The 26,361-nt window shown below is 43.6% G+C and carries 20 protein-coding genes; 11 read left to right on the top strand and 9 right to left on the bottom strand.

The genetic code is table 11. The features are described 5' to 3' along the window. The first annotated feature begins 438 nt into the window (after positions 1–438). Both MSG38_RS14645 and MSG38_RS14640 read left to right on the top strand, forming a co-directional pair. Positions 439–2,388, top strand: coding sequence for a methyl-accepting chemotaxis protein (locus tag MSG38_RS14645; protein WP_248365793.1), 1,950 nt, complete (start codon positions 439–441; stop codon positions 2,386–2,388). Positions 2,389–2,477: 89 nt separating this feature from the next. Then, positions 2,478–4,262 (top strand): EAL domain-containing protein, encoded by a 1,785-nt coding sequence (locus MSG38_RS14640; RefSeq protein WP_248402083.1) that lies wholly within the window; start codon positions 2,478–2,480, stop codon positions 4,260–4,262. 354 nt (positions 4,263–4,616) lie between these two features. Here the strand turns inward: MSG38_RS14640 and MSG38_RS14635 are convergent, their stop codons facing one another. The 3 genes from MSG38_RS14635 to MSG38_RS14625 form a co-directional block, all read right to left on the bottom strand. Continuing rightward, positions 4,617–6,521: a 5'-nucleotidase C-terminal domain-containing protein gene (locus MSG38_RS14635; protein WP_248402082.1), complete on the bottom strand. Its 1,905-nt coding sequence runs from the start codon at positions 6,519–6,521 to the stop codon at positions 4,617–4,619. A 285-nt stretch (positions 6,522–6,806) separates the two neighbouring features. Further along, positions 6,807–7,796 (bottom strand): zinc-dependent alcohol dehydrogenase family protein, encoded by a 990-nt coding sequence (locus tag MSG38_RS14630; protein ID WP_248402081.1) that lies wholly within the window; start codon positions 7,794–7,796, stop codon positions 6,807–6,809. A gap of 20 nt (positions 7,797–7,816) precedes the next feature. Beyond that, positions 7,817–8,605: a phytanoyl-CoA dioxygenase family protein gene (locus tag MSG38_RS14625; protein ID WP_248365789.1), complete on the bottom strand. Its 789-nt coding sequence runs from the start codon at positions 8,603–8,605 to the stop codon at positions 7,817–7,819. A gap of 595 nt (positions 8,606–9,200) precedes the next feature. Between MSG38_RS14625 and MSG38_RS14620 the strand changes: the two genes are divergently transcribed. Then, positions 9,201–10,388: a GGDEF domain-containing protein gene (locus MSG38_RS14620; protein ID WP_248402080.1), complete on the top strand. Its 1,188-nt coding sequence runs from the start codon at positions 9,201–9,203 to the stop codon at positions 10,386–10,388. Between the two features lie 53 nt (positions 10,389–10,441). Here the strand turns inward: MSG38_RS14620 and MSG38_RS14615 are convergent, their stop codons facing one another. The 4 genes from MSG38_RS14615 to kdgR form a co-directional block, all read right to left on the bottom strand. After that, on the bottom strand, positions 10,442–10,687 hold the full coding sequence (locus tag MSG38_RS14615) for a hypothetical protein (protein WP_050632849.1): 246 nt from the start codon (positions 10,685–10,687) through the stop codon (positions 10,442–10,444). Between the two features lie 175 nt (positions 10,688–10,862). After that, entirely contained in the window at positions 10,863–11,744 is an 882-nt protein-coding gene (locus MSG38_RS14610; protein ID WP_248402079.1) for a DMT family transporter, read from the bottom strand. Between the two features lie 143 nt (positions 11,745–11,887). Continuing rightward, positions 11,888–13,219, bottom strand: a complete 1,332-nt coding sequence (locus tag MSG38_RS14605; protein WP_050643325.1) for an MFS transporter — start codon at positions 13,217–13,219, stop codon at positions 11,888–11,890. 291 nt (positions 13,220–13,510) lie between these two features. Then, entirely contained in the window at positions 13,511–14,296 is a 786-nt protein-coding gene (gene kdgR, locus MSG38_RS14600) for a DNA-binding transcriptional regulator KdgR (protein WP_048609766.1), read from the bottom strand. A 246-nt stretch (positions 14,297–14,542) separates the two neighbouring features. On the opposite strand from kdgR, the gene kduD reads away from it, so the two are divergent. From kduD to MSG38_RS14565, 7 genes are all read left to right on the top strand, one after another. Then, entirely contained in the window at positions 14,543–15,304 is a 762-nt protein-coding gene (gene kduD, locus MSG38_RS14595; RefSeq protein ID WP_048609765.1) for a 2-dehydro-3-deoxy-D-gluconate 5-dehydrogenase KduD, read from the top strand. A gap of 18 nt (positions 15,305–15,322) precedes the next feature. Continuing rightward, positions 15,323–15,847: a YgjV family protein gene (locus MSG38_RS14590; protein WP_248402078.1), complete on the top strand. Its 525-nt coding sequence runs from the start codon at positions 15,323–15,325 to the stop codon at positions 15,845–15,847. 7 nt (positions 15,848–15,854) lie between these two features. Further along, positions 15,855–16,175, top strand: coding sequence for a cupin domain-containing protein (locus MSG38_RS14585; RefSeq protein WP_010431369.1), 321 nt, complete (start codon positions 15,855–15,857; stop codon positions 16,173–16,175). 72 nt (positions 16,176–16,247) lie between these two features. Further along, a complete protein-coding gene (locus MSG38_RS14580; protein WP_248402077.1) occupies positions 16,248–16,886 on the top strand; it encodes an RpiB/LacA/LacB family sugar-phosphate isomerase in 639 nt (212 codons plus the stop codon). A 405-nt stretch (positions 16,887–17,291) separates the two neighbouring features. Beyond that, positions 17,292–19,058, top strand: a complete 1,767-nt coding sequence (locus tag MSG38_RS14575; RefSeq protein ID WP_050652775.1) for a sodium:solute symporter family protein — start codon at positions 17,292–17,294, stop codon at positions 19,056–19,058. 159 nt (positions 19,059–19,217) lie between these two features. Then, on the top strand, positions 19,218–20,642 hold the full coding sequence (uxaC, locus tag MSG38_RS14570; protein WP_248402076.1) for a glucuronate isomerase: 1,425 nt from the start codon (positions 19,218–19,220) through the stop codon (positions 20,640–20,642). A 9-nt stretch (positions 20,643–20,651) separates the two neighbouring features. Further along, positions 20,652–22,652, top strand: coding sequence for a heparinase II/III family protein (locus MSG38_RS14565; protein WP_248402075.1), 2,001 nt, complete (start codon positions 20,652–20,654; stop codon positions 22,650–22,652). A gap of 281 nt (positions 22,653–22,933) precedes the next feature. Here the strand turns inward: MSG38_RS14565 and MSG38_RS14560 are convergent, their stop codons facing one another. Next, entirely contained in the window at positions 22,934–24,445 is a 1,512-nt protein-coding gene (locus MSG38_RS14560; protein WP_248402074.1) for a DUF1214 domain-containing protein, read from the bottom strand. 67 nt (positions 24,446–24,512) lie between these two features. Continuing rightward, entirely contained in the window at positions 24,513–25,301 is a 789-nt protein-coding gene (locus MSG38_RS14555; RefSeq protein ID WP_248336118.1) for a hypothetical protein, read from the bottom strand. A 129-nt stretch (positions 25,302–25,430) separates the two neighbouring features. Between MSG38_RS14555 and MSG38_RS14550 the strand changes: the two genes are divergently transcribed. Further along, entirely contained in the window at positions 25,431–26,357 is a 927-nt protein-coding gene (locus MSG38_RS14550) for a LysR family transcriptional regulator (protein WP_248402073.1), read from the top strand. The last annotated feature ends 4 nt before the right edge of the window (positions 26,358–26,361 follow it).

Raw genomic sequence — 26,361 nt, 5'->3', positions numbered from 1 at the left:
TGTAGACAACAATTTCAAGAATTAGAGCGATTTATATCGAATTATTAATAACTTGTACTTCGAAAAGAGGGAAATAGATCAGTGTGAGGAGGGAGGCTACAGTTGGAGGGCTATCAGAATGGCTCCTAATCTTAGATTTAAGTCTTTCCCTTGGTGAGTGATATTCAATAACTAGGTATGTAATTGATGTGAACGCAAGACATGTTGACACCCGTGTATTTGTTTTCTTCAAGTGACACCGCAACCGAAAGAAAAGCTCAAACTTAAAAAACAGTTCAAATCGAAATAACACCAAAGAAAGCGCTTTCTTTGTTGATGTGCATCAATTTGTAAATGACACCTCCTGTTATCGTTATATAAGAATATCCTTATATTTAGTTGTTGAATATATTTGGATGTAGATCTAGTTAAGTTTCGCACAGCAAAGATGTGGTGGTTATGTTTAAGAATTTAAGATTAAAAACAAAGATTGGATTGATGTTTGGCTTTGTACTGGCGATGCTTTCGATTGTATTGGGTATCAGCATTAATGCTCTTCAACGAACTGATGAGGGTATATCAGAATATAGAGGGCTTGCACGGGACACTAACTTGTCTGGAAGGATCCAAGCTAATATGCTTATGGTTCGTATGAACGTCAAAGATTACATTATCACTAATAGCGAGAAGGACTTACAACAATACAGTGAGTATCTTTCAAAAATGCAAGACCTTCTTAATGATGCAAAGCAGGAGATCCAGCAACCAGATCGGGCATCCCTAATTGCTGATGTCAGCAAAGCGATGGTGAGCTATCAAAGTGCCTTTGACAAAACGGTAGACCTAATTGTTGAACGTAAGATTTTATATGACTCTCGCCTCGTGCCTAATGGTGAAAGGATGCGGGTAGCTATCGATGATATTATAAAATCTGCATATCAAGACGGTGACTCTGAAGCCGCTTATCATGCTGGCCATGTTCAGCAAAAGATGCTGATAGGTAGGTTGTTTGTTGTAAAATTTCTTCAATCGAATCTTAGCAGTGACTTTGAGATCGCCATTAAAAATATGCAAGTGTTGGTTTCAGAGGAAATTGAAGACCTGAACGGTAAATTGCAAAACCCTAAGCTCAGGGTGCTGTTCAAAGAGTTTTCCGATGCGCATGAAGCTTATGTCCAGGACATGCGTGATATCAATTACCTAATTGTGAAAAGAAACGACATCATTCAAAACACGTTGGATGTACTTGGCCCTGAGGTGGCGAAATACATTGAAGATATGAAGATGTCGATCATGAAAGACCAAGATACGCTTGGGCCTGAACTGAAAGCAAATACCGACGCAAGTGTGATGCTGAGTTTAACCTTATCTGTGATTGCGATTATGGTTGGTATCCTTTCTGCTTACTTCTTAACTAATGCGATTACCCGGCCGATTCAAAAAGCGGTCGATGCGGCCAATCAACTTGCTGAAGGCGATTTAACAGTTGACGTTGGAATAACCAGCAAAGATGAAACAGGTAAACTTTTAGATGCGGTGCAAAATACTGCAAATCGTTTAACACAGATGATTTCAACCATATCAAATGCGAGTAGTGAGTTAGCTTCCGCTTCGGAAGAATTGGCGGTGGTGACTGAGCAGACATCCAAGGGTATCAGTCAACAGGAAACGGAAACCGAAATGGTGGCAACGGCTATGAATGAGATGGCTACAACGGTTCATGACGTTGCTGATAATGCAGTTAAGGCTTCTGACGCTGCCAATCAAGCGGATACGGAAGCAATATCTGGTTCTCAAGTTGTTCAGCAGACCATTGCTTCCATTAACTCTCTGTCTGAAAGAGTTAATGATTCATCTGTAAAGCTCGATGACGTAGAGCAGGAAGTCGTTAATATCAGTAAAATTCTACATGTAATCAGAGAGATAGCAGATCAGACAAATTTGCTGGCGCTGAATGCCGCTATTGAGGCTGCCCGTGCAGGTGAACAAGGACGAGGCTTTGCTGTGGTTGCTGATGAAGTTCGTTCCTTGGCTGCAAGAACACAAGGATCTACCTCAGAAATTCAATCCATTATCGAGCAACTTCAGATGGGGACTCAAAGTACGGTAGAAGCAATGAAGCAAGGTCAAATTGAGGCTGATAATTGCGTTAACCAGGCCAATAAAGCAAGCATGGCGTTAGAAGAAATTACCAATGCCATTAGCGTCATTAATGATATGAACATGCAAATTGCGAGCGCTTCCGAACAACAGAGTACCGTTGCAGAGGATATTAACAGGAATGTAGTAAACGTTAAGCGCATTGCAGAAGAAAACTCGCTTGCAGCTCATCAAACAAATAGTTCAAGCACAGAGATTGCAAGGCTTGCTGAAGGCTTAGGTCAGCTTGTTTCTGAATTTAAAGTATAGATAAAGCGGCTGCTTTAAATTGATTCATATTGCATATTGAATGACCTCAAATGGTGCGCCATTCGATATGTAACATCGCAGAAGTATATATGAAAATAGATAAAACCATCTTTATGTCAGGTAGTTGTCGTCTTATCGACGCACTTAATAAAGGTTACACTGAGTCCCCATTAAGTCCAAATAACAGCGTCTCGATGATGACTCAACAAGAAAAACTTTCATTTTTTTTCTCTATCGTAAACCAGAGTGAAAACGCCGTTGTCATCACAAACGTTGATAAAAATATTATTTACGCCAATAAAAAATTTGAAGAGTTGAGTGGATATGCACTCTATGAAGTTATTGGCAAGAACCCAAGAATATTGAAATCAAACAATACCCCAGTTGATAGCTACCGCGATATGTATCGCACATTACAGGCGGGGAACTCCTGGAAGGGGGCATTTTTCAATATACATAGGGATGGCACTGAATATATTGAAGAAGCTGTTATATCTCCGATAACGTGCGATACCGGAGAAGTTATTGGTTACTTGGCAGAAAAAAAAGACATTACTCTTCAAAAAATTGCAGAGGAAAGTGTACGAAAATTGACTCATTTTGATAGCCTAACGGAATTACCTAATCGGGCGTACTTTATCGAAGAAGCCAATAAGCTAATGGCCTTCCACCCAACTGAAGAGAACAGCTTTTCAATATTGTTTGCAGACTTAGACCGATTTAAAGAACTTAACGATAGTAGTGGTCATCTTGCTGGTGATAGGGCACTAAAAGAAGTGGCTAGACGTCTTGAACAAGCCCTTCCACTAGGTGATTTAGCTGCTAGAGTGGGCGGTGACGAGTTTGTTGTGATTCATCGACGAGCAACTAAAGAAAGTACAGCGAACTTAGGTGCTCAATTGGCAGCAGCACTGAGTCGACCTATTTCAATTAATATAGAAGAAGAAGCCTTTCTTGGCGTCAGTATAGGTTCCGCTACATGGCCTTCGGACGGTATAACATTTAATGATGTACTCTCGCATGCAGATTTAGCCATGTATGAAGCAAAGTCGGCTGAGCAGGACTTTGTCTCCTATACGGACCAGATAGGCACACACTTTTATCGCGAATTTGACTTATCGTGTAGATTAAAGCAGGCAATACACAACACAGAGCAATTTCATCTGGTGTATCAGCCGAAATTTTATACAGCGACTGCTGAAGTTGCAGGCATTGAAGCTCTACTTCGTTGGGAGGAACCTGAACTAGGCATGATTAGCCCTGCAGAGTTCATTCCTATTGCCGAGAAGCATAGAGTAATGTGCCCTATTGGTAAATGGGTCATCAAGGCTGCCTGTAAACAACTGCGTCAGTGGCGATCTGAAGGTAGAGTGCTACCAGGTAGAATGGCTATAAATATCTCCGTTCAACAACTAGAACACCCTGACTTCTTTGAAGGCATCACCAGTATTATTGCTGAGGAGGGGCTATCACCTACCATTTTTGAACTAGAAGTGACAGAGTCGGTACTGATGAGTAACCCAGAAAAAACAATGTGTGTGCTGCAACAGTTAGAGCATGTTGGATTCTGTATCGCTATCGACGACTTTGGTACAGGGTTTTCGTCTCTATCGTACTTGAAAAGAATTAACGCTCAGATTCTGAAAATTGACAAGTCATTTATTGATAGCTTGGCGACCAGTGTGCATGACAAGATGATAGTGAAATCAGTGGTAGACTTAGCACAGAACCTGGGATTGTCTGTTGTCGCGGAGGGTGTCGAAACTGAGCAACAAAAGCGCTACCTTGAAGAGGTTGGTTGTGACATGGTGCAGGGGTATTATCACTTAAGGGCTGTCACAGCAAATGAACTTGTCAGGAATATCTCATTTTAGGACTTTGCCGGAAGGATGAATTAATACTGATACTCAGCCCTCTTTAAAGGTTTTCCGTTTGCATGTATTGGTTGAGCAAAATTGACCATGACTTTGTTGGCGATTGGAAGTTTTGTGTAGCCGATGAAGCTATCCGAGTTCACTCAATAATATAAAGTTTGCTACAAGGTTATGTCTAGAAACGTTTTGGGATGTTCAATCTAAACCGCTTCACTTGGTGAGGATGAGATGCTTTTGGTCAATATGTGTATTAAGAGAACATAGGAACGCTATAGGACAAGTACAAGATGCTATTATCAACGACCTAACCACGCGCTAAGCGTCGTTAAGTCGTTATTGGTTTGAGGTCAGGGATTAATTGAGCGCTTCAATCAGAGTGATTTCACGTTTGATTTGCTCACTCTCTTGCTCAGTCGCCTGCGCCAGTTTCTTTTCGCGTGTGGTTATGGCTGCTTGTTTGGCTTCGTCAGATTTGAACATCAGCTCTTTCACGTTGATAGAAGTGATGTTTGTGTAGCGGCCATCGTCACTGGTCGGGATTGATATGGTTTCATCATTAATCAATGACTTTACGATCTCTCGTTGTTCATTGTAACGGCTCTCTAAACCAGAAAGTGCCCAACGCTGCTGAGGCTTGCCTTCATACTGACCGTTCTTTTCTTCTTTGAGATACTTGATGGTCATATTACGGATCGTGCCTGCTTCTTCTCCATACTCTGCTTCCGTATCAAAAAGTACAGGGAACGATTCGCCCTCTAGCACGCCGCCTTTCTTGGTTAGATGACCCATTCGATAGCTATTCATACCAATACGGATCTTTGTTTGATCAGTAACCGGTGTGCCATCAGCAAACGCAAGGTTGGTGATGCGGGTACCTGCAGGCTGAGTAAGGTCGATGGTATAAGTCACGCCCGCGAAGAAGTCATTGGTTGAGTATTTTGAAGCTCTGCGCTCAGGGTTAAAGCTGTAGGTTACATCGCCAGGTTGTACTGAGTTGAAGTAGCCCGCAGACCATTCCATGTAGGTTCTCAGCTCTTTGCCTGTCATCTGGTAGACAGTGATTTCGCCACCTGCGTATTGGTAGTTGTACGCGATGTCTTTGGCTTTGATTGGGCCAACATCGAGCTCGGCATTGTCGTTGTCTATTTGAAGTGCGATGACATTGGCTTTAGGTGCATAAAAGAAGCTCGCTTCTTGGTATAGCGCACTAATACCTGTGTCTTGAACGTGGACTTGAGGGATACCGCGGATTTCGTTTTCTGGGACTAAATCAACGCCGGTAAGCTGAGCGACAGGTCGATTCGCCATTTCTCGGAGTTGTTTGTGATAAGGCTGGTATAAGTCGTCCATATTCTCATCAGAATCTATGCCTTTAATTTTATAGGTGAAGCTGTCTTTGTTGACGAGAGTGAATGTGCCATCGCGCTCTTCAAATTGAAGATCGATACGAGATAGGGCGCGGCCATATTTGTCGGGCTCAGTAATAATAACGCCATTCACAACGGCCTTATCGATGCGAGTGTGCATGTGACCAGCGACGATGGCATCAAGCTCTGGGTTTGCATTAGCAATGTCGGTGACACCGGTGTCAGCAATGTCATTCTCGTTCTCAATCCCCATATGGGCAACCAATACGATGGCATCCACTTTATCATCAATTTCTTTGACGATTTTCTTCACTTCCAAGGTTGGATTAGTGAAAGTGACGCCTTCTAAACGGTTGGTGCCTTGCGCAAAAACCTCTGTCATTGGGGTATCCATTCCTATCACACCGATCTTAATGCCACCGCGTTCTAGAATGGTGTAACCCGGTAAGAATGGATTTCCGTTTTTGTTCTTGATGTTGCCGCCGAGAGACTGCCCTTTAAATTGGGTAACGGCTCTGTTGAGCGTTTTAAGGCCAAAGTCGAATTCGTGGTTACCTAAAACCCATACATCGTATTTCATGTGATTAAAGCCAAGCATCATTGGATCAACAGGCTCGTCTTTGAAGGTTTCTACGAAGTTGCCTTGGATGGTGTCGCCAGCATCGACAAGGATAATGTTAGATTGCTCTTTGCGGATCTCACCAACCTTGGTCGCGATTTGGCTCAAGCTACCACGAGTGTTGAGTTTATCTGCCGCGTAATCCCACGCCATAAAATGACCATGGATATCTGAAGTACCCAGTATCGTGACATCGTGTATGTCGCCATCAGCTGCAAAGGTGGGAAAGGCTAAAGAGAGTAGGATGGCGCTTGATAGTATGTGTCTTTTCATAAGTACGTTCACATCGTGGTTTTAAGTATGACGCTACCATATAGAATCGAGATTACCTTATGGGTGACCAGTGTCATATTTCTAGTGATACAACTTATTGATGTTTCAAATAAATGTGACTCATGACTATCTCGTAACCACTTAAGTTATGGAGAAATGCATTACAACTCTTTACTGCGTTCTCAATACTCAATTACTTGAATCAAACTTTCTAAGCGTTGGGGTATTAATTGTTGAACGTCTTGCCTGTTGAAATAAACAAGGTATATATCGTCCAACTCTCACTTACTGTGGCAGTAAGATGATCTTGCCCTCTAAGCGTGTGGTTTTCGATTCAATGAGATCAATCGCGGTTTGCACTTCATCGAATGGCAGATAGCGGTCAACGTCGAGCTGAATGTCGTTTGTGATGAAGTGATCTAGCATGGTCGTGAACTTATTACGGCGAACATCTTTACCTTCCGCTTCCTCCCAATAACGCAAGAAGAAGGTGCTGAAATCGATGTCTTGGCTTTTCGCGTACTCAAAGAAGCGTGGTTCGTAAAAATCCAACGACAGCGTCCCATAGTTGATAAAACGCCCATTGTTGCCAAGGGTGTGAATAAGGTTGGTTCCGGGTGAACCGCCAATCGCATCAAAGGCAACGGTTGGCATCGGCAAGCCTAACGCCTTAATTTGCGAAGCTAAATCCTCGTCCGTATCTAATACCCAACTGGAAGTGGCTAGGTATTGTTCCGGCTGTGATGTAACAACAATGATTTTGAAGCCGAGTGATGCTGATAACTGGAAAAAAATCTTACCGATGGCAGAGCTGCCCGCGTTGATGATCAACACATCTTCTTGGGTCAGCTTGGCTATTTCTGTCGTCAGCACCCATGCGGTTAGCGCATTAATGTACAACTGGCAGGCGTAGCCATTTTCTAGATGCTGAGGAATTTGGAATAGATCATCTGGTGATACATCGACATAGTTCTGCCATGTCCCACTGGTTGCCACAAGCACTCGCTGATTCACTACAAACTCAACATTGTTGGACTCTACAACCCTTCCTACCGCTTCAAATCCCGGTACTCTTGGCGGCTGGTGGCTGTGTTTGTATTGCCCAACACCGTAAATCGACAATAGGTCACTAGGGTTGATGTTGGTCGCTTCAACTCGTACTCGCACCTTATCTTTATCAAGTGCGCCTAAAGCGACATGTTCTAACTTGAGAGATTCTTTTGGCTGACCGAAACGGAACTGGCTAATTCGGGTGTTTTGCTTAGTGTCAGTCATAGTTCGGATACCTTTATGGGTTATGAGTACTGCATCGATTTTAAGTGTAGCGTGTTCATAAACAATCTTGGGTCGGCAATATTGTTTAACATGGCTGGTGTTGGTAAACAGTCGTCATCAACGTAGTCGACATAATCTGCCGCCGAATCGAAGATCAAAATATCCAAAGCCAAACGATCCAAGCCATATCGGCCTCGGTGGATCATATCCGCTGAAAACACCAATAAGTCACCGGCGGCTAACGGTATCTGCTTACCGCCAGAGATGTCATCGCTGCTCACTTTGCCGTTTTCTTCTTGGCGAACATTGTACTCTTCTTCGTTGTCCCAGCGTTTGTGCGTACCGGGGATAAGCTCCATTCCTGGCTCATCAAAAAGGGGCACTCGCAGGTGCAGTACTTGGGTTTCCATGATGACTTTCATCTGGTCATCAATGTCGTAGTCGTATTGACAGTCACGATGCCAGAAGTCTTTTTGCTGCGGGTTTACTGGGTTGAAGAACAGCTGTGTATTCATGAATGCCGGTTTGTTCGGAATCACCGCATCAACCACGTCCATCACTTGTTTCGAGCTGATGAAGTCGAAAAGCACGCTTCTATCGTCGGCAGGCAAATACTCGCTTCCCGTAATTAAAGATGAGTTAAATGCCTCTTCTTTATAGAATTCTTCGTTGTCTGCTTTCCATGATTCATGGAATTTCAGCACGACTTTTCTAAGCGATGCAATTTGAGCTTCATTGAAATAATTTCTGATAACAAAGTAACCATGTTCGTCGTAACGGTCACTTAATTGTTGGCTGTTTTCTACCACTGACTACCTTCGTTCATTCTTTGCTGTGCAATAACTAAGGGCTGTTGACCTTTCGTGGTTAAGTTTTGTTCGGATGGGGACGCCTAGTCAAAATCGTTTTAGGCGCGGCGAAGAGTATGTAGCCTAGCATTCTAAGCAAATATTCTTCAACAAAGCATAAAACGATTTTTGTGGGGGCGCCTAGCTGAACCCTTCGGGCAGCTCTTGTGGTTCATTTCTACTGCGTTATCGCCTTTTCATGTAGGCCAGCTACACGTCAAAGCCTCTTCCTTGTATAAATTTTCCACAAGATGCTGCAAACCCAGCTCGAAAGGTCGACAGCCCCTAGAGATTTCTTGGGCGCATAATGCCAGACAGTCGTCATTCAACCAAGTAACGAGTGCAGAAGCCTGTAGATTCAGTGATGCTATGAAGCCATATGGGGGGCGACTTTTACATGCCTATCTATGTTATGGACTCATGTGATACCGATCTCCCCATATGTGACACATCCCCTATTTTACAAAGTGTAATGATTCATATAGTGAATAAATTTATGGTTTAGATAATTATTGACCATATTGTGATTTAATTGGCTTAGGGAAGAGAGTAAATCATGGATGGTTTTTCGCTGGATATGAGAACACTTAATTTTATTATTATTTTGTTCTCTTTCATTTACTGCATTGGCTTGTTGCTGTTCCAATTTACCCAACAGTCCATTAAAGGGCTTTCAATTTTTTCCATTTCAATATTTGTTATCGGAAGTGGGCCGTTGATGTTGAGCTTAAGAGGGGAGCTCCCTGATTGGATCACTGTTATTGGCGCCAACATGGTGATTGCGCTTGGATTTCATCTCGCTTTGTATAGCTTATGCTTATTCCGAGAATATTCTCTAAAATGCACCTACCTCAGCAGTCTGATGATCTTGGCTCTTTTGCCATGTTTTATTTATTTCACGTACTATGAACCTTCCATCAAGGCTCGAATCATCCTCATTAGTTTCTATTTAGCCTTTGTGACTCTTTGCACTGCTTTTGCGGTATTGAAGGGGCAACGTGATGACTTGACCTTAGCAACTCGGATGATGGCCTTGTCATTTTTGATATATGGCGGGTTTATGGCTTTCCGAGTAATGGTGACGCTATTTTCGGCTGAGCTGCAGGATTTCATGGCGGCCGCGCTCATTCATCAACTTGCCTTTTTAGTGAGTATTGTTCTTATCGTATCGATGAGCTTCACGATGCTTTGGTTGATTAATGCAAGGTTGCTTAGGTCTATTCATGATCTGTCTTACAGTGACCCTTTAACGGCACTTGGAAACCGCAGAGCATTAGATGAAATGGTTCCTGTCATCATGAAGCAGGCGGGGACTGCACCTGTCAGTGCCATTATGATGGATATTGATAATTTTAAGTCGATCAATGACCAACATGGACACATTGTGGGTGATCTCGTGATCAAGTCTTTTGCTGAAATGGTTCAAAGTGCGATAAAAACATCGCCAACAGCCAGCGCGTTCCGTTTTGGCGGAGACGAGATAATGATTTTATTACCCAATGTTAATTTCCTACAAGCACAGGCTATTGCTTGTAAGCTGCGATTGTCTATTTCAGAGATCTCAGCCGTGCAAGGAAATGAGATGTTTCTGACGTCGAGTTTCGGTGTCGCTCAGCTTCACCCACATGAGAATTGGGATGGGTTTATTACTCGAGCCGACAAAGCGCTGTATCAAGCGAAAACAAACGGTCGCAATATGACTTCAATTTGTCCTAGTCATATTAACGAGCTCGTCACTGCCTGATGATGACAGGTCTTTATGCGTTAGTTTGACCCGCCACTATTTTGATAAAGCCATTATATTGTTGGCTGTGGCGCTGAGTCTGTTTTTTGGCTTTGCGTTAACGTCTGTGAGGCAGTGGCTTCAGTTTCTTCTGCAGGAGTAAAATGCTTATCTGTTAGCGTCACGGTCATTCCTTCATGCTTCACTGTTGTGGTTGACGCTTCTAGTTGGGCTTGGTTTGTTGTCGCGGGTTCTGCGAATGCCATCATTGAGGTTGTAAAAAAGATCGTTGCTAGTGCGATTTGAGTAAGGGTTTTCATTAGGCTGTATCCTATTGGGTAATGATTAATAGCTGATACGTGCACTATAAAAATTATGTGGAGGTCGTTCTTATCATTTTGCGCCACCGCAATATTTATACGGTGGATGAATATTTTACTGGGGTATGATTTCTAGTTCTCTTTGACCCAACCTCCAAGTATGGCGACGTTCAAGTTACTGCCACATCACCAATGCCGCTGCAATAGAGAGAAAGATGAGTGCAACAATGTCTTTGCGTGCGATGCTTTGCCCTAACCAGAAATAGGATATCAACACCATGAAGATCACTTCGACTTGCCCAAGTGTCTTTACGTATGGGACGGCTTGAAGTGACATTGCGCTAAACCAACCCAGAGAACCGATAACACTCGCTAGGCTTGTCATGACGACCAGTTTCGACTTCTTGAATATCAGGCGCAGCGTGTCTCGTTCCTTGAAGAAAAGATACGTGCAGATAATGCATGTCTGAAGAGTAATCACCAGAAACAACACCCAAGCAGCGCTATGAGGGAAGGGCAACCCTATGCTCAAACTTGCTTCTCGTACCCAAAGAGACGTTAAAGCAAAGGCGGTGCTACAAGCCATACCTAATAAGAACACTTTCGGGGACAAGCTTCGCCAGCCAGAAGCGCTACTCATGATTAGTACGCCTAAAGTACCAATAAGTACGCCAATCCAACCTGTTAATGTTAAAGCAGTTCCAAAAAACAACACGGATAACACCGCAGATACGGGAGCTTCACACTTGGCTAATCCTGCGCCTATCGCATAGTTTTCTAGCTTGAACAGCATCACCATTAAGCCGGTCGCGAGGATCTGCATGATGGCGGCGGCAACAATATAGAAAACAAACTCACCCGAAAAATCCGGTGCGGAGACTGGCTGCCATTGATAGAGGGCGTAGAGATAAATAAGGGCGATTGGGCCAGCCCAAATAAATCGCGCCAACGTCACGCCAGCCACGCTCATGGTGCCACTTAATTTACTTTGAAAGGCATTGCGCCAAGATTGGCTAAAGGCAGCAAGGAGAGTAAAGGCTATCCAACTAAAAGACATGACGCGTCCATGTGTGATGTAATTTGGTGGTGATACTAACAAAAAATCACATGATAAGAAGTGTCATGATCTGTTTATAGCCACAGGCTCACCTTTATTCTCTATTCGGCAGTAGAGATCTCTTCAACAGTTCGATGCTTTCTTCAGAAGATCGGCTGTTTCTTATTTTTGAAATAGAACAGCGCACTGATCGAAATGAACAATAAGGTGAAGTAATAGAAAAACGAAGACAGTGAGGCCAAGAAAGCAAGGTTCTGTTCTATTTCTTGTTCGGTGTAGCCCTGAGACACCAACTTATAGTAGTAAGCATACAAGATACCGATCAGCCCGTATCCGAGGTTAAACATCAAACCTTTGAAACTAAGAACGGTGGCTCTGTTGTGCGATTCGGTCTTTTTATTTAGGTGGTAGCTGATGAAAATGTTCATCGTCATGATGATAAAGATTAATACCAGTGCCGGAATGACCCCGTAAATCGACCAACCTAAACTGATCCAGTAATAAGTCGCCATGCTGGCCAATCCCATAACTACAATGAAGGTTTTAGGCTCAATGCTCTCTGCTAATCTTCGGCTTTGTCCTGCCAATATAATCTTAAGCAAACTTATACCCGCACCAATAAAACCAAAGTAGATAATTGGAATATCAATCGCCAGATAGTATTGGCTGTTCATGGTTAGGAACATGCGTGAGGTGTGTTCGAATAGGCTGTAGTAGAGCAAGATGAACAGCACGTAAGGCGTAGCAAATACCCACTTACCCGCATCGATCGTCAATTTAAGACTTGAGATGGTGGTTGCCAATTTGGTTTGGTCGCTTGGCATCACCTTTTTCTCTTCGCGCATATTAATCGCGGCATAGATAGCGATCATCGCAACAAATAGGGTGGCGAACACAGGAATACGCATCAGATCTTTAGTGCTTTCTGGTTCGGCTAGTCCAAGGAAATGAAAGATGTTCGTCATAAAATTCACGTCGTACATCGCCGCACCAATCAGTGTGACAAAGATACCAACCGTTGAGGCGACACGAAGCTGAATTTGCAGCACTCGCGGCCACAGCTCTTCATTGCCTTGTTCTTTTAAGGTGTCGTAAGCCAATGCCTCGTCAGCACCGCTGGCCAGTGCCATCGCCAAGCCACTGAGAATCCGGTTAATCAGAAAGACTATGAATACCAAGTCGGGGTTTCCGGTTGGTACTAAGGCGATCATTGCGATCTCAACAAACATCACAATCGAAGACAGCACCACCAGTTTCTTGCGGCCTAAGGTGTCGGCGAATGCACCCGACGGTACTTCAGCAAGCACAATGGTGGCCGCCCACACTACGTTGAGCATCGCGAATTGAGACAGGGTTAGCCCGTAATCTAAATAAAGTAGGGTGAATATAGGGTAGTAAAAACGCGCAAAGTAGCTGCTTCTAAACATCAAGAAGTAGCGGACATTGGGAATTTTAAGGATCTCTTTGAGCGTCATGATAATTTCAGTAATTTAGATAACACATCATTATGTATAACCCTTTTACTCTTTTAAATCATGGAATTGTTGCCAAATCCCTAAAATATCTGTTTTAGGTGATCTTCGAGATCATGGTTCATGGGGTGTTATAGGCTTGATGGTCTTCACATGATTTGATGGAGGGGGAGTGATTTATCTGAGCTTTATGTTGTTCAATTTACGCACGGCATGACTTGTCGATGATTCTTGGGTAGGTAATCGATGGGACAACTCGCAATAAAAAAGGCAGCAATAATTGCTGCCTTTTCATTATTTGATTGGGTAATCATTAAACCCTAATTGCTTGGATATATTTCTACCTGCGTTGTGCAGTAACGCCACATAGTGAGCTTTTTTCTCTTCATCAAATCGAATGGTAGGAAATGAAATTGAGACGCCAGCAATTACGGTACCAAAACGGTCGTAAACTGGGGCTGCGATACAACGTAAGCCTGGCTCTTGTTCTTCATTATCTTCGCCAAAGTGCTGTAGCTTAACCGCTTTAAGTTCGTCGATAAGTTGGTCGACGTTTTCAAGGGTATTTTTTGTGCTTTTCACAAACTCGGCGTCTGCCAACTGAGTGCGAACGAATTCTTCGTCACGTTCTGCCAATAAAACCTTACCAATCGCAGTCGTATGCAGAGGGTTTCTTCGACCAACGCGCGAGTGCATGCGCAGCGCGAAGCTAGAATCGATCTTGTGTATGTAGATGATAGAGCCATGGTCCAACGCACCTAAGTGAATGGTTTCATTAGTCTCTTCTGAAATCACACGCATCTCTTTCTCTGCAATTGTGATCATATCAACCCACTCGAGTGATTTTGAACCAAGTTCGAACATCTTTAATGTGAGTGAGTATCGGTCAGCTTCGCCTTGTTGAGATACATAGCCAAGCATTTTCATTGTTTGTAGAAAGCGGTAGGTAGTGGCTTTAGACATCATTAGACGTTGTGAAAGGTCTGATACGCCTATTTCCTTCTGTTCCCCCAGAGATTCAAGAATATTAAAAACTTTTAATACCGATGAAACGGCTTCTGGTTGGGTGGACTTCTCCATTTTTCTTCCTTTGAGCTATCTAATATCAAGACAAAATACCACTTTTCGTAATTTCTAAAAAGCCTTTTCAAAAAAATAAAAAACGAGAACGATCAACTTCAAAGTTTTAACTTAATAAGAAATTATTTTTGAAATGTCGTTTCAAAAATAATTGTCAGCAACGAATTTATGTTTTATTGTATGACTAAATCGAGTGGGCGACATTACAGAAATGCCACAACACTAAACGTAATTGAGGAAGCGAACATGATGTTAGAGTCATTCAATCTGGAAGGTAAAGTAGCGATAGTGACGGGTTGTGATACCGGTCTTGGTCAAGGTATGGCAATTGGTTTAGCTGAAGCTGGATGTAAAGTGGTTGGCGTAAATCGTGTTGAGCCAACAGATACCATCGAAAAAATGAATGCAGCGGGTCATACGTTTTTAGACGTACGTGCTGACCTTCTAAAGCAGGAAGATATTCCTGGAATTATAGATAAAGCGCTGACTGAGTTTGGTCACATCGACATCCTTGTTAATAATGCCGGCATTATTCGCCGAGAAGACGCGATTGAGTTCTCTGAGCAAAACTGGGATGACGTAATGAACATCAATACTAAGACCGTTTTCTTTATGTCTCAGTCTGTTGCGAAGCAGTTTAAAGCGCAAGGCACTGGCGGCAAGATCATTAATATCGCATCAATGCTCTCTTTCCAAGGTGGTATTCGTGTTCCTTCGTATACTGCGTCTAAGAGTGCTGTAATGGGCATCACCCGTGCAATGGCGAACGAATGGGCGAGCGATAACATTAATGTTAATGCGATTGCACCTGGATATATGGCAACCAACAATACTCAAGCACTGCGTGAAGATGCTGATCGTAACCAAGCTATTCTTGAGCGCATTCCTGCTGATCGCTGGGGTACACCAAAAGATGTCGCTGGCCCATGTGTGTTCTTAGCATCACCGGCATCGGATTACATTAATGGTTATACCATTGCTGTTGATGGTGGATGGTTAGCACGATAAATGTTTTTGTAATATAAGATGGTTAACGAGATCGTTGCACAAGCTGTAGGGCTAGTAAGTTTCCTTCTGGGCCTTTCGACCTTTTACCAGAAGGACGACAAAAAGCTCAAAGTGGTTATGTTGATGTTGAACGTTAACCATCTTATTCACTTTTTATTATTGGGTTCCATTACATCGGCAATCGGTGCTTTGATTTCAGCACTCAGAACTGGCACCGCGATGTATACCAAATCGCTGTGGGCTGCAGGGTTATTTATTGCCCTCGCGGTTGGCAGTGGAATCGGTTTTGCTCAGCATTGGTATCAATTTCTGCCTTTAGCGGGAACGATTATTGGAACGTACTCAATATTTAGATTGAATGGTATTGCACTAAGAGTCGGCTTTTTATTGGGAGCTGCATGCTGGCTAACTAATAATCTGATTATTGGTTCAATTGGTGGCTCGCTGATGGAAATATCAGTGATAGGGATTAACCTCGTTACTATTTTTCGTCTATACCAAGATAACGCCAAGTGCAAAATTACGCCGCAACAACAGGAATAAAAACGACATGTTTGTGTATAACGAAGACGTGAAAATGGAAGATCTTGGCGCGGGAGTTTCTCGTAAGGTGCTTGCTCATAGCGAGAACGTGATGGCTGTAGAAGTTCATTTCGAAACCGGCGCTGTTGGTGCGTTGCATACTCATCCTCATGAGCAGCTCACATACGTTTTGTCGGGAGCCTTTGAGTTCACTATTGGCGATGTAACGAAAGTGGTGCGCGCAGGTGACACTATGTACAAAGAGCCGGGTATCGAACATGGCTGTGTTTGCCTAGAAGCCGGTGTATTAATTGATAACTTTACGCCAATGCGTAAAGACTTTGTTTAAGCTCTAAATTTTTTAGAACGAACATTTGAGCACTAATTTTTAAATTTGCAGTAATGCTGCGGGAGAAAGTAAATGAAAATCGCACTAATGATGGAAAACAGTCAAGCAGGCAAAAATGCAATGGTATCAGCTGAACTAGAGTCAGTTGCTGGTGGTTTTGGTCACGATGTTTTCAACCTAGGAATGACAGACGAGAATGATCACCACTTAACGTATATTCATCTAGGTATTATGGCGAGCATTCTGATTAACTCAAAGGCTGTTGACTTTGTTGTGACAGGATGTGGCACTGGCCAAGGTGCTTTGATGTCGCTGAACTTACATCCAGGCGTGGTTTGTGGTTACTGTTTAGAGCCTTCTGATGCGTTCTTGTTTAACCAAATCAACAACGGCAACGCTATCGCGCTCGCTTTTGCGAAAGGTTTTGGTTGGGCTGGTGAACTGAACATTCGTTACATCTTTGAAAAAGCGTTCACAGGTGAGCGTGGTCAAGGTTACCCGTTAGAGCGAGCAGAGCCACAACAACGCAATGCCGCGCTTCTTAATGAGGTAAAAGCAGCGGTAGTGAAGGATAACTTTATTGATTCACTGCGCGCTATCGATCAAGATCTAGTGAAGACTGCTGTGGGTAGCCCTCGTTTCCAACAGTGTTTCTTTGATAACTGCCAAAACCAAGAAATTGCAGATTATGTTCGTTCGCTTTTGGACTAATTCTAACGCTTGATTTCAGAGAGCCAGCCCAATGAGGCTGGCTTTTTTATATCCGGTGTTTGGATAATTAGTGGCTGATTTTCAGTAAATACCAAAGCAATAGGCGCCTGAGTCATGGCTTGGTATACCTCCTAGACACGTAATTTGGTCGCCATACCCCTAGATTATTTGATCTATTTTTGCCTCTTCTCGCCACGATGTATCCAAATATCCATCAATGATCTTTTCAACCTAAAAAGCGCCGATCTCAATAATCCAACCCCGATCTCATTTGTATGACTTTTGCATTATTTGGATCACAAAAATCACAGATTACCCTTAAATAAAATGTCGTTAATGTAATAATGAAACGGTATTTTAAAAATTAAATCATTTAAACGGAACAATAATGAAAAGGGGTTCGTAATGAATATCGACATGCTCGTTGTTGGTGTCTATTTTATCTTTATGATAGCGATTGGCGTCATCTTCAAACGTTTTGCAGGCAGCTCTACCAGTGATTACTTTCGTGGAGGAGGCAAGATGTTGTGGTGGATGGTTGGCTCTACCGCATTCATGACGCAGTTTAGTGCTTGGACATTTACTGGCGCTGCGGGTAAAGCTTTTACCGATGGGTTTCCAATCATGGTTATTTTCATGGCGAACGCATTTGGCTTTCTACTTTCGTGGTTGTTCTTTTCATACCGCTTTCGACAAATGCGTGTTGTTACACCTATTGAAGGTGTGCGTCGTCGCTTCGGTGCAACGAATGAACAAGTGTTTACGTGGGCGACAATGCCGACAAGTGTGGTTTACACCGGTATTTGGCTAAATGGTCTCGCACTCTTCGTTAGTGCTGTGTTTAAAGTGGATATCGAAACCACGATCGTTGTGACTGGCTTGATTGTTCTCTTCATTTCAGTACTGGGCGGAGCATGGGGGGTTGTTGCTTCAGACTTTGTACAAATGGTTGTGATCATGGCGGTGACGGTGGTTTGTGCTGTGGCTGCATTGGCAAAAATTGGTGGTCCAGCGAATCTTATCGAGCAATTCCCTGCCGACAGTGTCATGGGCTCTGATATGAACTATCCATTGCTGTTCGTATCTTGGTTTATCTTCATGTTCGTTAAGCAGCTGCAAAACATCAACAACATGCAAGATTCATATCGTTTCTTAACGGCGAAAGATTCTGTTAACGCACGTAAAGCGGCACTCCTTGCGTTTGTATTGATGCTGGTTGGACCTGCAATTTGGTTCTTACCACCTTGGGTAACGGCAATTATCTATCCTGAAGCGGCAACTGTGCACGCGGCTGAACTTGGTAGTAAAGCAGCTGATGCAGTCTACTTAGTGTTTGTCGAAAACGTCATGCCGGTTGGTATGGTGGGACTGCTTATGTCGGCTGTATTTGCAGCAACAATGTCTTCAATGGATTCAGGTCTAAACCGAAATTCAGGTGTGTTTGTGCGTAACTTTTACGCGCCAATCATGGACAAAAATGCGGATGACAAGAAGCTGATGCGAGTGAGTCAATTCATGACTATGGTCTTCGGCATATTGATCATCATGGTGGCTCTGTTCATTAACTCTCTTCGTGGCTTGAGCCTTTTCGACGCCATGATGTACGTAAGTACACTGTTACAGATGCCAATTCTAGTGCCGTTATTCTTCGGTATGTTTATTAAGAAAACGCCCGACTGGGCAGCCTGGGCGACATTGGCTGTGGGCATGTTGGTGTCTTACATCGTGAGTTTTGTGCTTACAGCAGACGTCGTTGCCAATCTATTAAACCTAGAGGTTCCGTTCACAGGACGTGAAGCGAGTGACCTAAAAGTTCTGCTTGGGGTTATTGGTCACCTTGTGATCACGGGTGGTTTCTTCTGCCTAACAACTAAGTTCTACAAAGAGCCAGTGGGCGAACGAAACACAGAACTTAAAGAGTTTTGGAGTGATGTTGCGACTCCTGTTATCGAAGAGGAAGGACAAGATGAAATGGATCGCCAACAACGCGACATGCTAGGCAAACTCATTCTGGTTTTCGGTGCACTAGTAACGGCGATGGTACTAATCCCGAACCCGTTCTGGGGTCGCATGGCCTTTATCTTCTGTGGCGCAGTGATTGTTACTGTGGGTTCTCTGTTATTGAAGAGTGCGAGGAAAACGCCTCGGTTAGAAGTATCTACATCCAAGTAATCGGCAATAACTAGTCATGTAAAAGTAACAAGGGTATAGGCCAGAGGGGACGCTCTCTGGTTTATATGAACCACCTCGTAGAGGGGCTTTAGGAAACAATTTCATGATTGAATTTTTCCCTAAAGTTCATCAATACAGTTTTCTACAAGAGTTTGAATTATGTCTTCATACATACACAAAGATTTTCTATTGCAGGGGGACACAGCCAAGCGTTTATATCACGATTACGCGGCAGGGCTTCCCATTATTGATTATCACAACCACCTAGATGCCAAAGAGATTTATGACAACCATCAATACGACAATATTGCTCAGGCTTGGTTGAGTTGCGATCACTACTTGTGGCGTGCATTACGAAGTAACGGAGTCGATGAGCATTACATCACAGGTGATGCGAGTGATTATGAAAAGTTTCAAAAGTGGTGTGAGACCATGCCGTATCTTATCGGCAATCCGCTGTATCACTGGTGTCATTTGGAGCTTAAGAGATACTTCGGTCTCGATTTACTACTCAACTCAGAGAATTGCGAGGTTATTTGGCAACACTGTAATCAAAAACTCAGCCAAGAGTCTCACCGATTCCAAAGTCTGCTTAAAGAGAGTCGAGTCGATACCTTGTGCACTACCGATGATCCACTTAGCGATTTGAGGTATCACGATAAACTGAATCGTTCAGAATTTACTGTACAAGTCTTGCCGACATTTCGCGCTGACAGTCTGATTGAAATAGAGAATCAAAGTAGTTTTCAAAAGACACTCGATTCACTGGCGTTCATCAGTGACATTAATATCGTCGATTTTGCAAGCTACGCTCAAGCAATCACGTCTCGTGTGGACTATTTTGCACAGCATAACTGCCGATTATCTGACCTAGGGTTAAAAGTTGTAGATTTTTCACACTATCACCCTGATGTATTTGATCAAGCTATAGCAAAGGTCAAACGTGGTGATGCGCTGAATAGTGAAGAAATCTCGCAGTTTAAGACGGCCGTTTTTGAAGTGCTTGGCAAGGCTTATCATAAGCATGGTTGGTCGATGCAAATTCATATTGGAGTGTTAACTAATGTGAATAAGCGCCGCTTTGATGATCTAGGCGGCGGTACGGGTTTTAGTGTTATCAGTGACAACCCAATTGCAGAAAACCTGAGTCATTTATTGAGTTTGTTAGATCAAGACCGCCAACTCCCTCAGACCATCGTATATAGTCTTAACCCGAAAGATAGCCCAGTGCTTGGGTCAATCATAGGCGCCTTTCAAGACAGTGATGCGCAGCCAGGTAAAGTGCAGCTTGGTTCTGCGTGGTGGTTTAACGATCATAAGGCGGGTATGGAAAAACAACTTCAAGATCTAGCAAATTTAGGGGCTCTAGGACGCTTTGTCGGAATGTTAACCGACTCTCGCAGCGTATTGTCACTCTCTCGTCATGACTATTTTCGTCGCATTCTATGTAACTTACTCGGTAAGTGGGTCGATGATGGGGAATTACCGAATGATGAGCCTTTGCTTAAACAGAGTGTCGAGAACATCTGTTATCAAAACGCCAAACAATACTTCAATTTTCATCCATCTAAATATTTAGTATAGGTATCCATTATGCTGCAGTTTACCTCTCCGGAAATGGCGGTCATTCGTCAAAATGCCAGCCAAGAGATCATCGAACAAATTATTCAAGATAATCAGGTTGTGCTGACTTCAGACACTCTCGTTCCACCTGATGCCCGCGCAACATGGAATTTATATTATTTTTGCGCCACGCATGGGGTTCGCTTAAGTTGGGATAGAGACCGACCCACTGAACATGTATGCCCTGTTGATGGCGAGGTGCTTACTGGGGAACCTTATGACGGTGCATGGTGGCGTTGGCTTAATGGGCTCAATTCGAAAGCGTGTAATGACCTAGGCTTGCTTTGGCACATTACTCAAGACCGCAAATACTTCGAAAAAGTTCGTGAGATCTTATTGGGTTATGCAGAATACTACCCGAATTACGAAGAACATGGCGGTATTCCATATAACGGTCCAGGAAAAGCAAATGCGCAGACTCTCTGTGAAGCGAATTGCAATATTGATTTTGCCCGAGGCTATGATTTCGTTAAAGAGCAGTTGAATACCGAAGAGCAATTGTTTATTGAACAGCGCTTGTTACGCGAAGGTGCTGAGTTCCTGATGCAACATCGAGCTGATCAATTGCATAACCATGAAATGAAGATTTCTGCGACTATTGGCGTGATAGGCTTGATACTTGGTGACCGAAAATTCATCGACTTTGCGGTGAGCACCCCTTATGGCTTGAAGTATCAGTTAGAGCATGGTGTAAAAGGGGAGGGCTTATGGTTTGAAGGTTCTATCCATTATCATTACTACGCTTTACAAGCACTTCTGAATTTCGAAAAAATGGCATGTAAAACAGAGTACTCACTACAATCAGTGCCAAACTTCCATACCATGTTGGCGTTGCCGCTCAAGCTACTCATCAATACGGGTGACTTTCCACGTCTGAACGATTGTATTGCCGGCCAAGAGAAATTAACTCATAGCCACTTGTTCGAATTCGGGTATCGCGAGTTCCGAGACCCTTTATTTGCATCGGCGTTGCAGAGCATCTATCAAGATAAGCCACGCAACAATATCGACGCGCTGTTGTACGGTGTTGATGCATTACCTGTGGCAGAGCCGCTCATGTGCCAGTCTATTCATGCAGAACAATCAGGCGTCACGATCATGCACGATCGAGAGCACGATAACATGCTATTAATTAAGCACTCTCCGTATGGTGGTGAGCACGATCACTATGATCGACTAGGGATGATCATTACTCGAAATGGTAAAGAAATTTTGCCTGACTTGGGAACAACAGGGTACGGTGCTGAACTGCATTACGGGTATTATAAAAATACGGTGACGCACAACACCTTGGCGGTGAATCAGAAGAATCAACCGCCAGCCAACCCTCAAGTGAATACGTTTGTAAAAGAACAGTCCTACACATGGTTAGACACACAAACAGATTGGTGTGGTGAGTTACCGACGGTCGATAGCCATACTATTGTTCAGTGGGATTTAGCCGCGTACAAAGACGTTGTGTTTCGCCGTCAAATTCTGTGGTTAGGGGATGTGGCGATTGAATTCAATACTGCGGAAAACCCTCACCACCAACAACTAGATTTGGTCTGGCATGTCAGAGGACAACACAGCGCTTTGACAGAGGCACAAGGTTGCGACAATCCACTAGATGGGCCTTTAGCAAGAATGACTAGCTGCCATGAGATACCTCTTAAAGCGTCCATTGATTTGCGTTATTCGATTGATGGACAAACTGAATTTAATCAGCAGCTGATAACGGATAGTTCAGCAACTCTGTTGTTGGGGTATGCGCCAGACAACCCTGCAACCAGTGATTTAGCTTACACGATTTTACGTAGCCAAGAAGCGGTTCTTAAAGTTGCCACGGTACATAACTTGACGCAAAACGATGAGGTTCGAGTTTCTGATATCGAGTGGCGAACGGACGTTATCAATCTAAGCTTGGTAAGAAATAGAGTGGCACAATCTATTTCGATTAACCAAGAAACGGGTGTTACTTTATTCGCTTGATCGAACAACGATATTAAAGAATTGTAACTCGCTGAATTTCAAGAGTTTACCCAAAAAAGTCCCCTCAAGCACCTTTCTTGAGGGGGCTTTTTATCAGTCGTTGATTAACTTGTTAGCCGTTAGCCGTTAGCCGTTAGCCATCTACTCTTCATCTTTGGTTAGGTTCCTAAGACGGTACCCTTGGTTTTTACAATTTGGCCAAAGTAAAAAAGAGGAGCATTGAGGCTCCTCTTTTATCGTAGGTCGTAAAGGACTTAATCGGTATTACATAGACTTAACGGCTAGTCCATACGCTTAAAGTTAGGCAGTAAGGTTTCTGGCTGCTGCGCTACAAATGCTTTACTTGGTGAGTATGCGCGGAAGTAAACAAACCAGTTTTCGTCTTCTCGAGTTTGCACCCAGTTAGCCTCATTAACGCCCGCTGGCTTAGTTGGTGAAAAGTGGAAGGTGTAATTGCCTTGTGCATCTTTAACTGTCCCTTCAATGTTAGAACCCACGTCTGCACGCTCAATATCGTTGTCGATGATGGCGCGGTTCTCTACGTTGTAGACTGTAATTGTCCAGAACAAATCGGCGAAATTTACATCTCCATCTAGCGTCAAAGTATAGTGGTTACTGCCATTTAGCCCTTTGCCATTGTCGTCACGGTAGTTGTCTAGGTAGATCTGACCCCAGCCGCCATTTTCAAAACCGTGCATTGCTACGTCGTTAGTTACAGCTTCATAGAACCAAGCTGCACGTCCATCGAGATCCATACCGTAGTAACGATCTTGGTTTGGTGTTGAAGCCGTCGCGACTTCCCAAAAGTTGCCTTCTTTACCGTAAGCTGCGTGTGGCAAGCGTTCTGTTTTGTTGAAGTCGATATTCTTAACCATAGCTTCCCCCATAACTACAGCTTGCTCTAAGATTTCACGCTGCTGACCTGATGGTTCAAACGTCTTACCTTTCTCAATACCCAGTGGGCGTAGCATGTCGTGCATCATGCGATCACGCTCTGCTACTGGCTCAGCTTGAATGGCTTCATTCAACGTATTCCAAAATGCCATACCTCTTGGGTGTTTGGCATCTTCACCACGCTCAGGGAAGTTTACGCCGTGATCACTCAGTGGCTTGCCGTTAAGGTCGGTAATTTTCAGGGCCTCTAAGTCTTTCATACGTTGCTGGTCTGAATCTGCCATTAAGCGAACGCCGAAGAAAACATAGTTGGTGTCTGACTCAAAAACCTTAGCGCCTTTTGGCAGGTTGCTCGGTGTTTCAGACCCTTTGGCTTTTACCACGTAGATGCCCGGCTCAGTCATCTGAGAAATACCGATTTGCCACATAGTGTGTACTGCGCCGCGCAGTTCATTTGTGGGGATTTCTATAATAACGGGCTCTTTTTCTACGTTAAACCAAGTAATAGCGTAAGGCGTAGAGGTGTTGTAAGTTAAGCCTCCTAGCTTAGATTCATGAGACTCAACATAAGTAATTTGACCATCCTCTGCACCCATGTCGGCATAGGCTTGTTTCCATGCGTAGTTTGACACCAAAGGCACGGACCAAATGTAAGCTTGTGACGCGCGTTGATAGTCCATCAGTTCGAACAGTTTTGCTGAGCTTTCTTGTGTTGGAATACCATGAAGAAAGTCGGTTTCGAAAGTGAAGTCTCCCGCACGTGTTTGAAGGGTTTCTGTTGGGTTATCGTTTCCAGCAATCGCCGTTGCTGAAAACAAGGCTGTTACAGAAACGAGCATCGCTGTTGATCGCAGTGGATGTGTGAAAGTACCGGTAAGGGCTTTAGATATCATGTTCATAATGTGTCCTCAAAACTTAAACTTATTCGTTCAAGCGAAACCGGCTCGTTAAAGCCGAAATCACTACTTAAAATTGGTAGTTAAATTCGATGCGGTGATCACCGTCTTCGATACTGGTGTTTTCTGTCCAGTTTGCGAAATAACGAACGTTGGCTCTTGGATTGATTTGATAGCTCGCTGCAAATTCATGTGCGAGTACTGAATCATTGCCCTCAAAGCCAAAATCTTTGAACGTTGATGACCCTGACATTGTGCCTAAATACATAGGGTTGTAGTTCAACCAAACCTTGTCGGTAAGTTGCATTTTTGCGTACATACCCGCCACGTAGAAAGTACCGTGCATGTTGTAGCGGTCGCGAAGCTGATCGGCGTCGAGATCGCCTCCAGTGCCTTCAACCAACTCTTCACCAGCAGCAACACCGACACCTGCAAGCGGATAGAAATTAAACATGCCCATTTGTGGTAATGCCTGAATAAAGCTATAAGACGCGCTACCTTGGTTGCTATCGAAATCCCAAGACATATCAACTTGAGTACCTCGACCATTGGTTAGGTCGACCCCAAAGTTTCTAAAGCGGATTGAGTCAATACTGTCGTCGGCACCTCGGTTGTTCCAACCAACAGCTTCACCAGCGATGCCTTTGATTTCGAACACATTCATGCCCATGGTTGTGTCGCTGCCTGTGTCGTAGGTTTGTCCTACTTTGAGGTTTAAGCCTTTATCTGTGTAGCCGAAGCCAGCTTGTGTGTAGACCGCCAATGGGTCTGACATGTCTTGAACTTCTGTTTCTTCAGCGATAACACCGCTGGCCAACAAAAGAGGAGTTAGGGAAAGGATAGAACGTTGTAATAACATAGCTGCCTCATAGAGTTATCTCACTACATCCGTGTACATCGTGAAGGTGGGACAACTATACAAAGTGGACTTTGTTAAGTTAATTCATATAAACTTAACCATTCGTTAAGCAATGCTTTATGGTTAGCTATGAAACTGAACAACGTCGACCTGAATTTATTGAAAGTGTTTGTGGTGGTATATCAAGAGAAGAGCTTGCGAAAAGCCGCTGAGAAGCTGTTTGTTTCGGCACCTGCCGTTAGCCAAAGCATTAAGAAGCTTAAGGAGTCTCTAGGTGAAGAATTGTTTGTGTTGTCCCATAAGCAGTTTTTGCCAACCCCTTATTCAGACAACCTATATCGACGAGTTTTTCCTTTATTGGACGGGTTATTCACGGCGATAGAAGAAGGAAAGCAGTTTAATCCTGCGGATTTAAGCGAAGATTTCAAGATAGAGGCAAACCCTCATATCCTGCCTTGGTTGACGCCCGCTCTTTTTCATCAGCTATCCATAGAAAGTCCATTTTCAAGGCTGATCAGTCATACGAGTTCCCAAAATTCTTTAGAAAGGCTCAAAAGTGACGAGATTGATTTTGTCATTCACTTTAAAGCTGAGAATTTGCCTGCTGAGATCATTGCTGTACCGCTCGTGAACTTAAAGTTTGTATTGGCAGTGAGAGTCGATCATCCTTTTAAGGCGTCCATCGCGACGATTGATGATTTATTGTCGTTCCCATTTGCTCACGTTGACCTAGCTTATTTCGACCAAAACAAACATTCACGGTTGGAAGAGGAAGTCTTGAGCCAAGGTAAGACAATTAATATGGCGTTGCGAACGACTTCTATTGTTGGGTTAATTGAAACGATCAAGCACTCCAATATTATCGCTCCTTGTATGCCTCCGGTGATTGAGCAACATAAAGGCGTATTGCGCTCAGTCGCGATTGAGGGGTTGGAAGATGGCCCCGAGGAGATGGAGGTGTTCGCCTATCTTCATAAGAAAAATCAGCATTCAGCTAAATACAAATGGCTATTGGATTTGATTGAAACGGCGATGGCAGAGGCTAATCACCAGTAAGAGC

Origin of the sequence: Vibrio sp. 1CM24A (assembly GCF_023161725.1) — a bacterium.
In the GTDB taxonomy this organism is placed as follows: Bacteria; Pseudomonadota; Gammaproteobacteria; order Enterobacterales; family Vibrionaceae; genus Vibrio; species Vibrio coralliirubri.
Note: the sequence above shows the minus strand (reverse complement) of the source record. Positions and strands in the feature narration are given on the sequence as shown.

Coding starts and splice junctions, on each gene's coding strand:
- MSG38_RS14615 (WP_050632849.1), bottom strand. CDS start 10,687: ATGAAAACCCTTACTCAAATCGCACTAGCAACGATCTTTTTTACAACC.
- MSG38_RS14585 (WP_010431369.1), top strand. CDS start 15,855: ATGTTTGTGTATAACGAAGACGTGAAAATGGAAGATCTTGGCGCGGGA.
- MSG38_RS14640 (WP_248402083.1), top strand. CDS start 2,478: ATGAAAATAGATAAAACCATCTTTATGTCAGGTAGTTGTCGTCTTATC.
- MSG38_RS14580 (WP_248402077.1), top strand. CDS start 16,248: ATGAAAATCGCACTAATGATGGAAAACAGTCAAGCAGGCAAAAATGCA.
- MSG38_RS14635 (WP_248402082.1), bottom strand. CDS start 6,521: ATGAAAAGACACATACTATCAAGCGCCATCCTACTCTCTTTAGCCTTT.
- MSG38_RS14575 (WP_050652775.1), top strand. CDS start 17,292: ATGAATATCGACATGCTCGTTGTTGGTGTCTATTTTATCTTTATGATA.
- uxaC (WP_248402076.1), top strand. CDS start 19,218: ATGTCTTCATACATACACAAAGATTTTCTATTGCAGGGGGACACAGCC.
- MSG38_RS14630 (WP_248402081.1), bottom strand. CDS start 7,796: ATGACTGACACTAAGCAAAACACCCGAATTAGCCAGTTCCGTTTCGGT.
- MSG38_RS14555 (WP_248336118.1), bottom strand. CDS start 25,301: ATGTTATTACAACGTTCTATCCTTTCCCTAACTCCTCTTTTGTTGGCC.
- MSG38_RS14560 (WP_248402074.1), bottom strand. CDS start 24,445: ATGAACATGATATCTAAAGCCCTTACCGGTACTTTCACACATCCACTG.
- MSG38_RS14620 (WP_248402080.1), top strand. CDS start 9,201: ATGGATGGTTTTTCGCTGGATATGAGAACACTTAATTTTATTATTATT.
- kdgR (WP_048609766.1), bottom strand. CDS start 14,296: ATGGAGAAGTCCACCCAACCAGAAGCCGTTTCATCGGTATTAAAAGTT.
- MSG38_RS14605 (WP_050643325.1), bottom strand. CDS start 13,219: ATGACGCTCAAAGAGATCCTTAAAATTCCCAATGTCCGCTACTTCTTG.
- MSG38_RS14550 (WP_248402073.1), top strand. CDS start 25,431: ATGAAACTGAACAACGTCGACCTGAATTTATTGAAAGTGTTTGTGGTG.
- MSG38_RS14645 (WP_248365793.1), top strand. CDS start 439: ATGTTTAAGAATTTAAGATTAAAAACAAAGATTGGATTGATGTTTGGC.
- MSG38_RS14565 (WP_248402075.1), top strand. CDS start 20,652: ATGCTGCAGTTTACCTCTCCGGAAATGGCGGTCATTCGTCAAAATGCC.
- MSG38_RS14590 (WP_248402078.1), top strand. CDS start 15,323: ATGGTTAACGAGATCGTTGCACAAGCTGTAGGGCTAGTAAGTTTCCTT.
- kduD (WP_048609765.1), top strand. CDS start 14,543: ATGATGTTAGAGTCATTCAATCTGGAAGGTAAAGTAGCGATAGTGACG.
- MSG38_RS14610 (WP_248402079.1), bottom strand. CDS start 11,744: ATGTCTTTTAGTTGGATAGCCTTTACTCTCCTTGCTGCCTTTAGCCAA.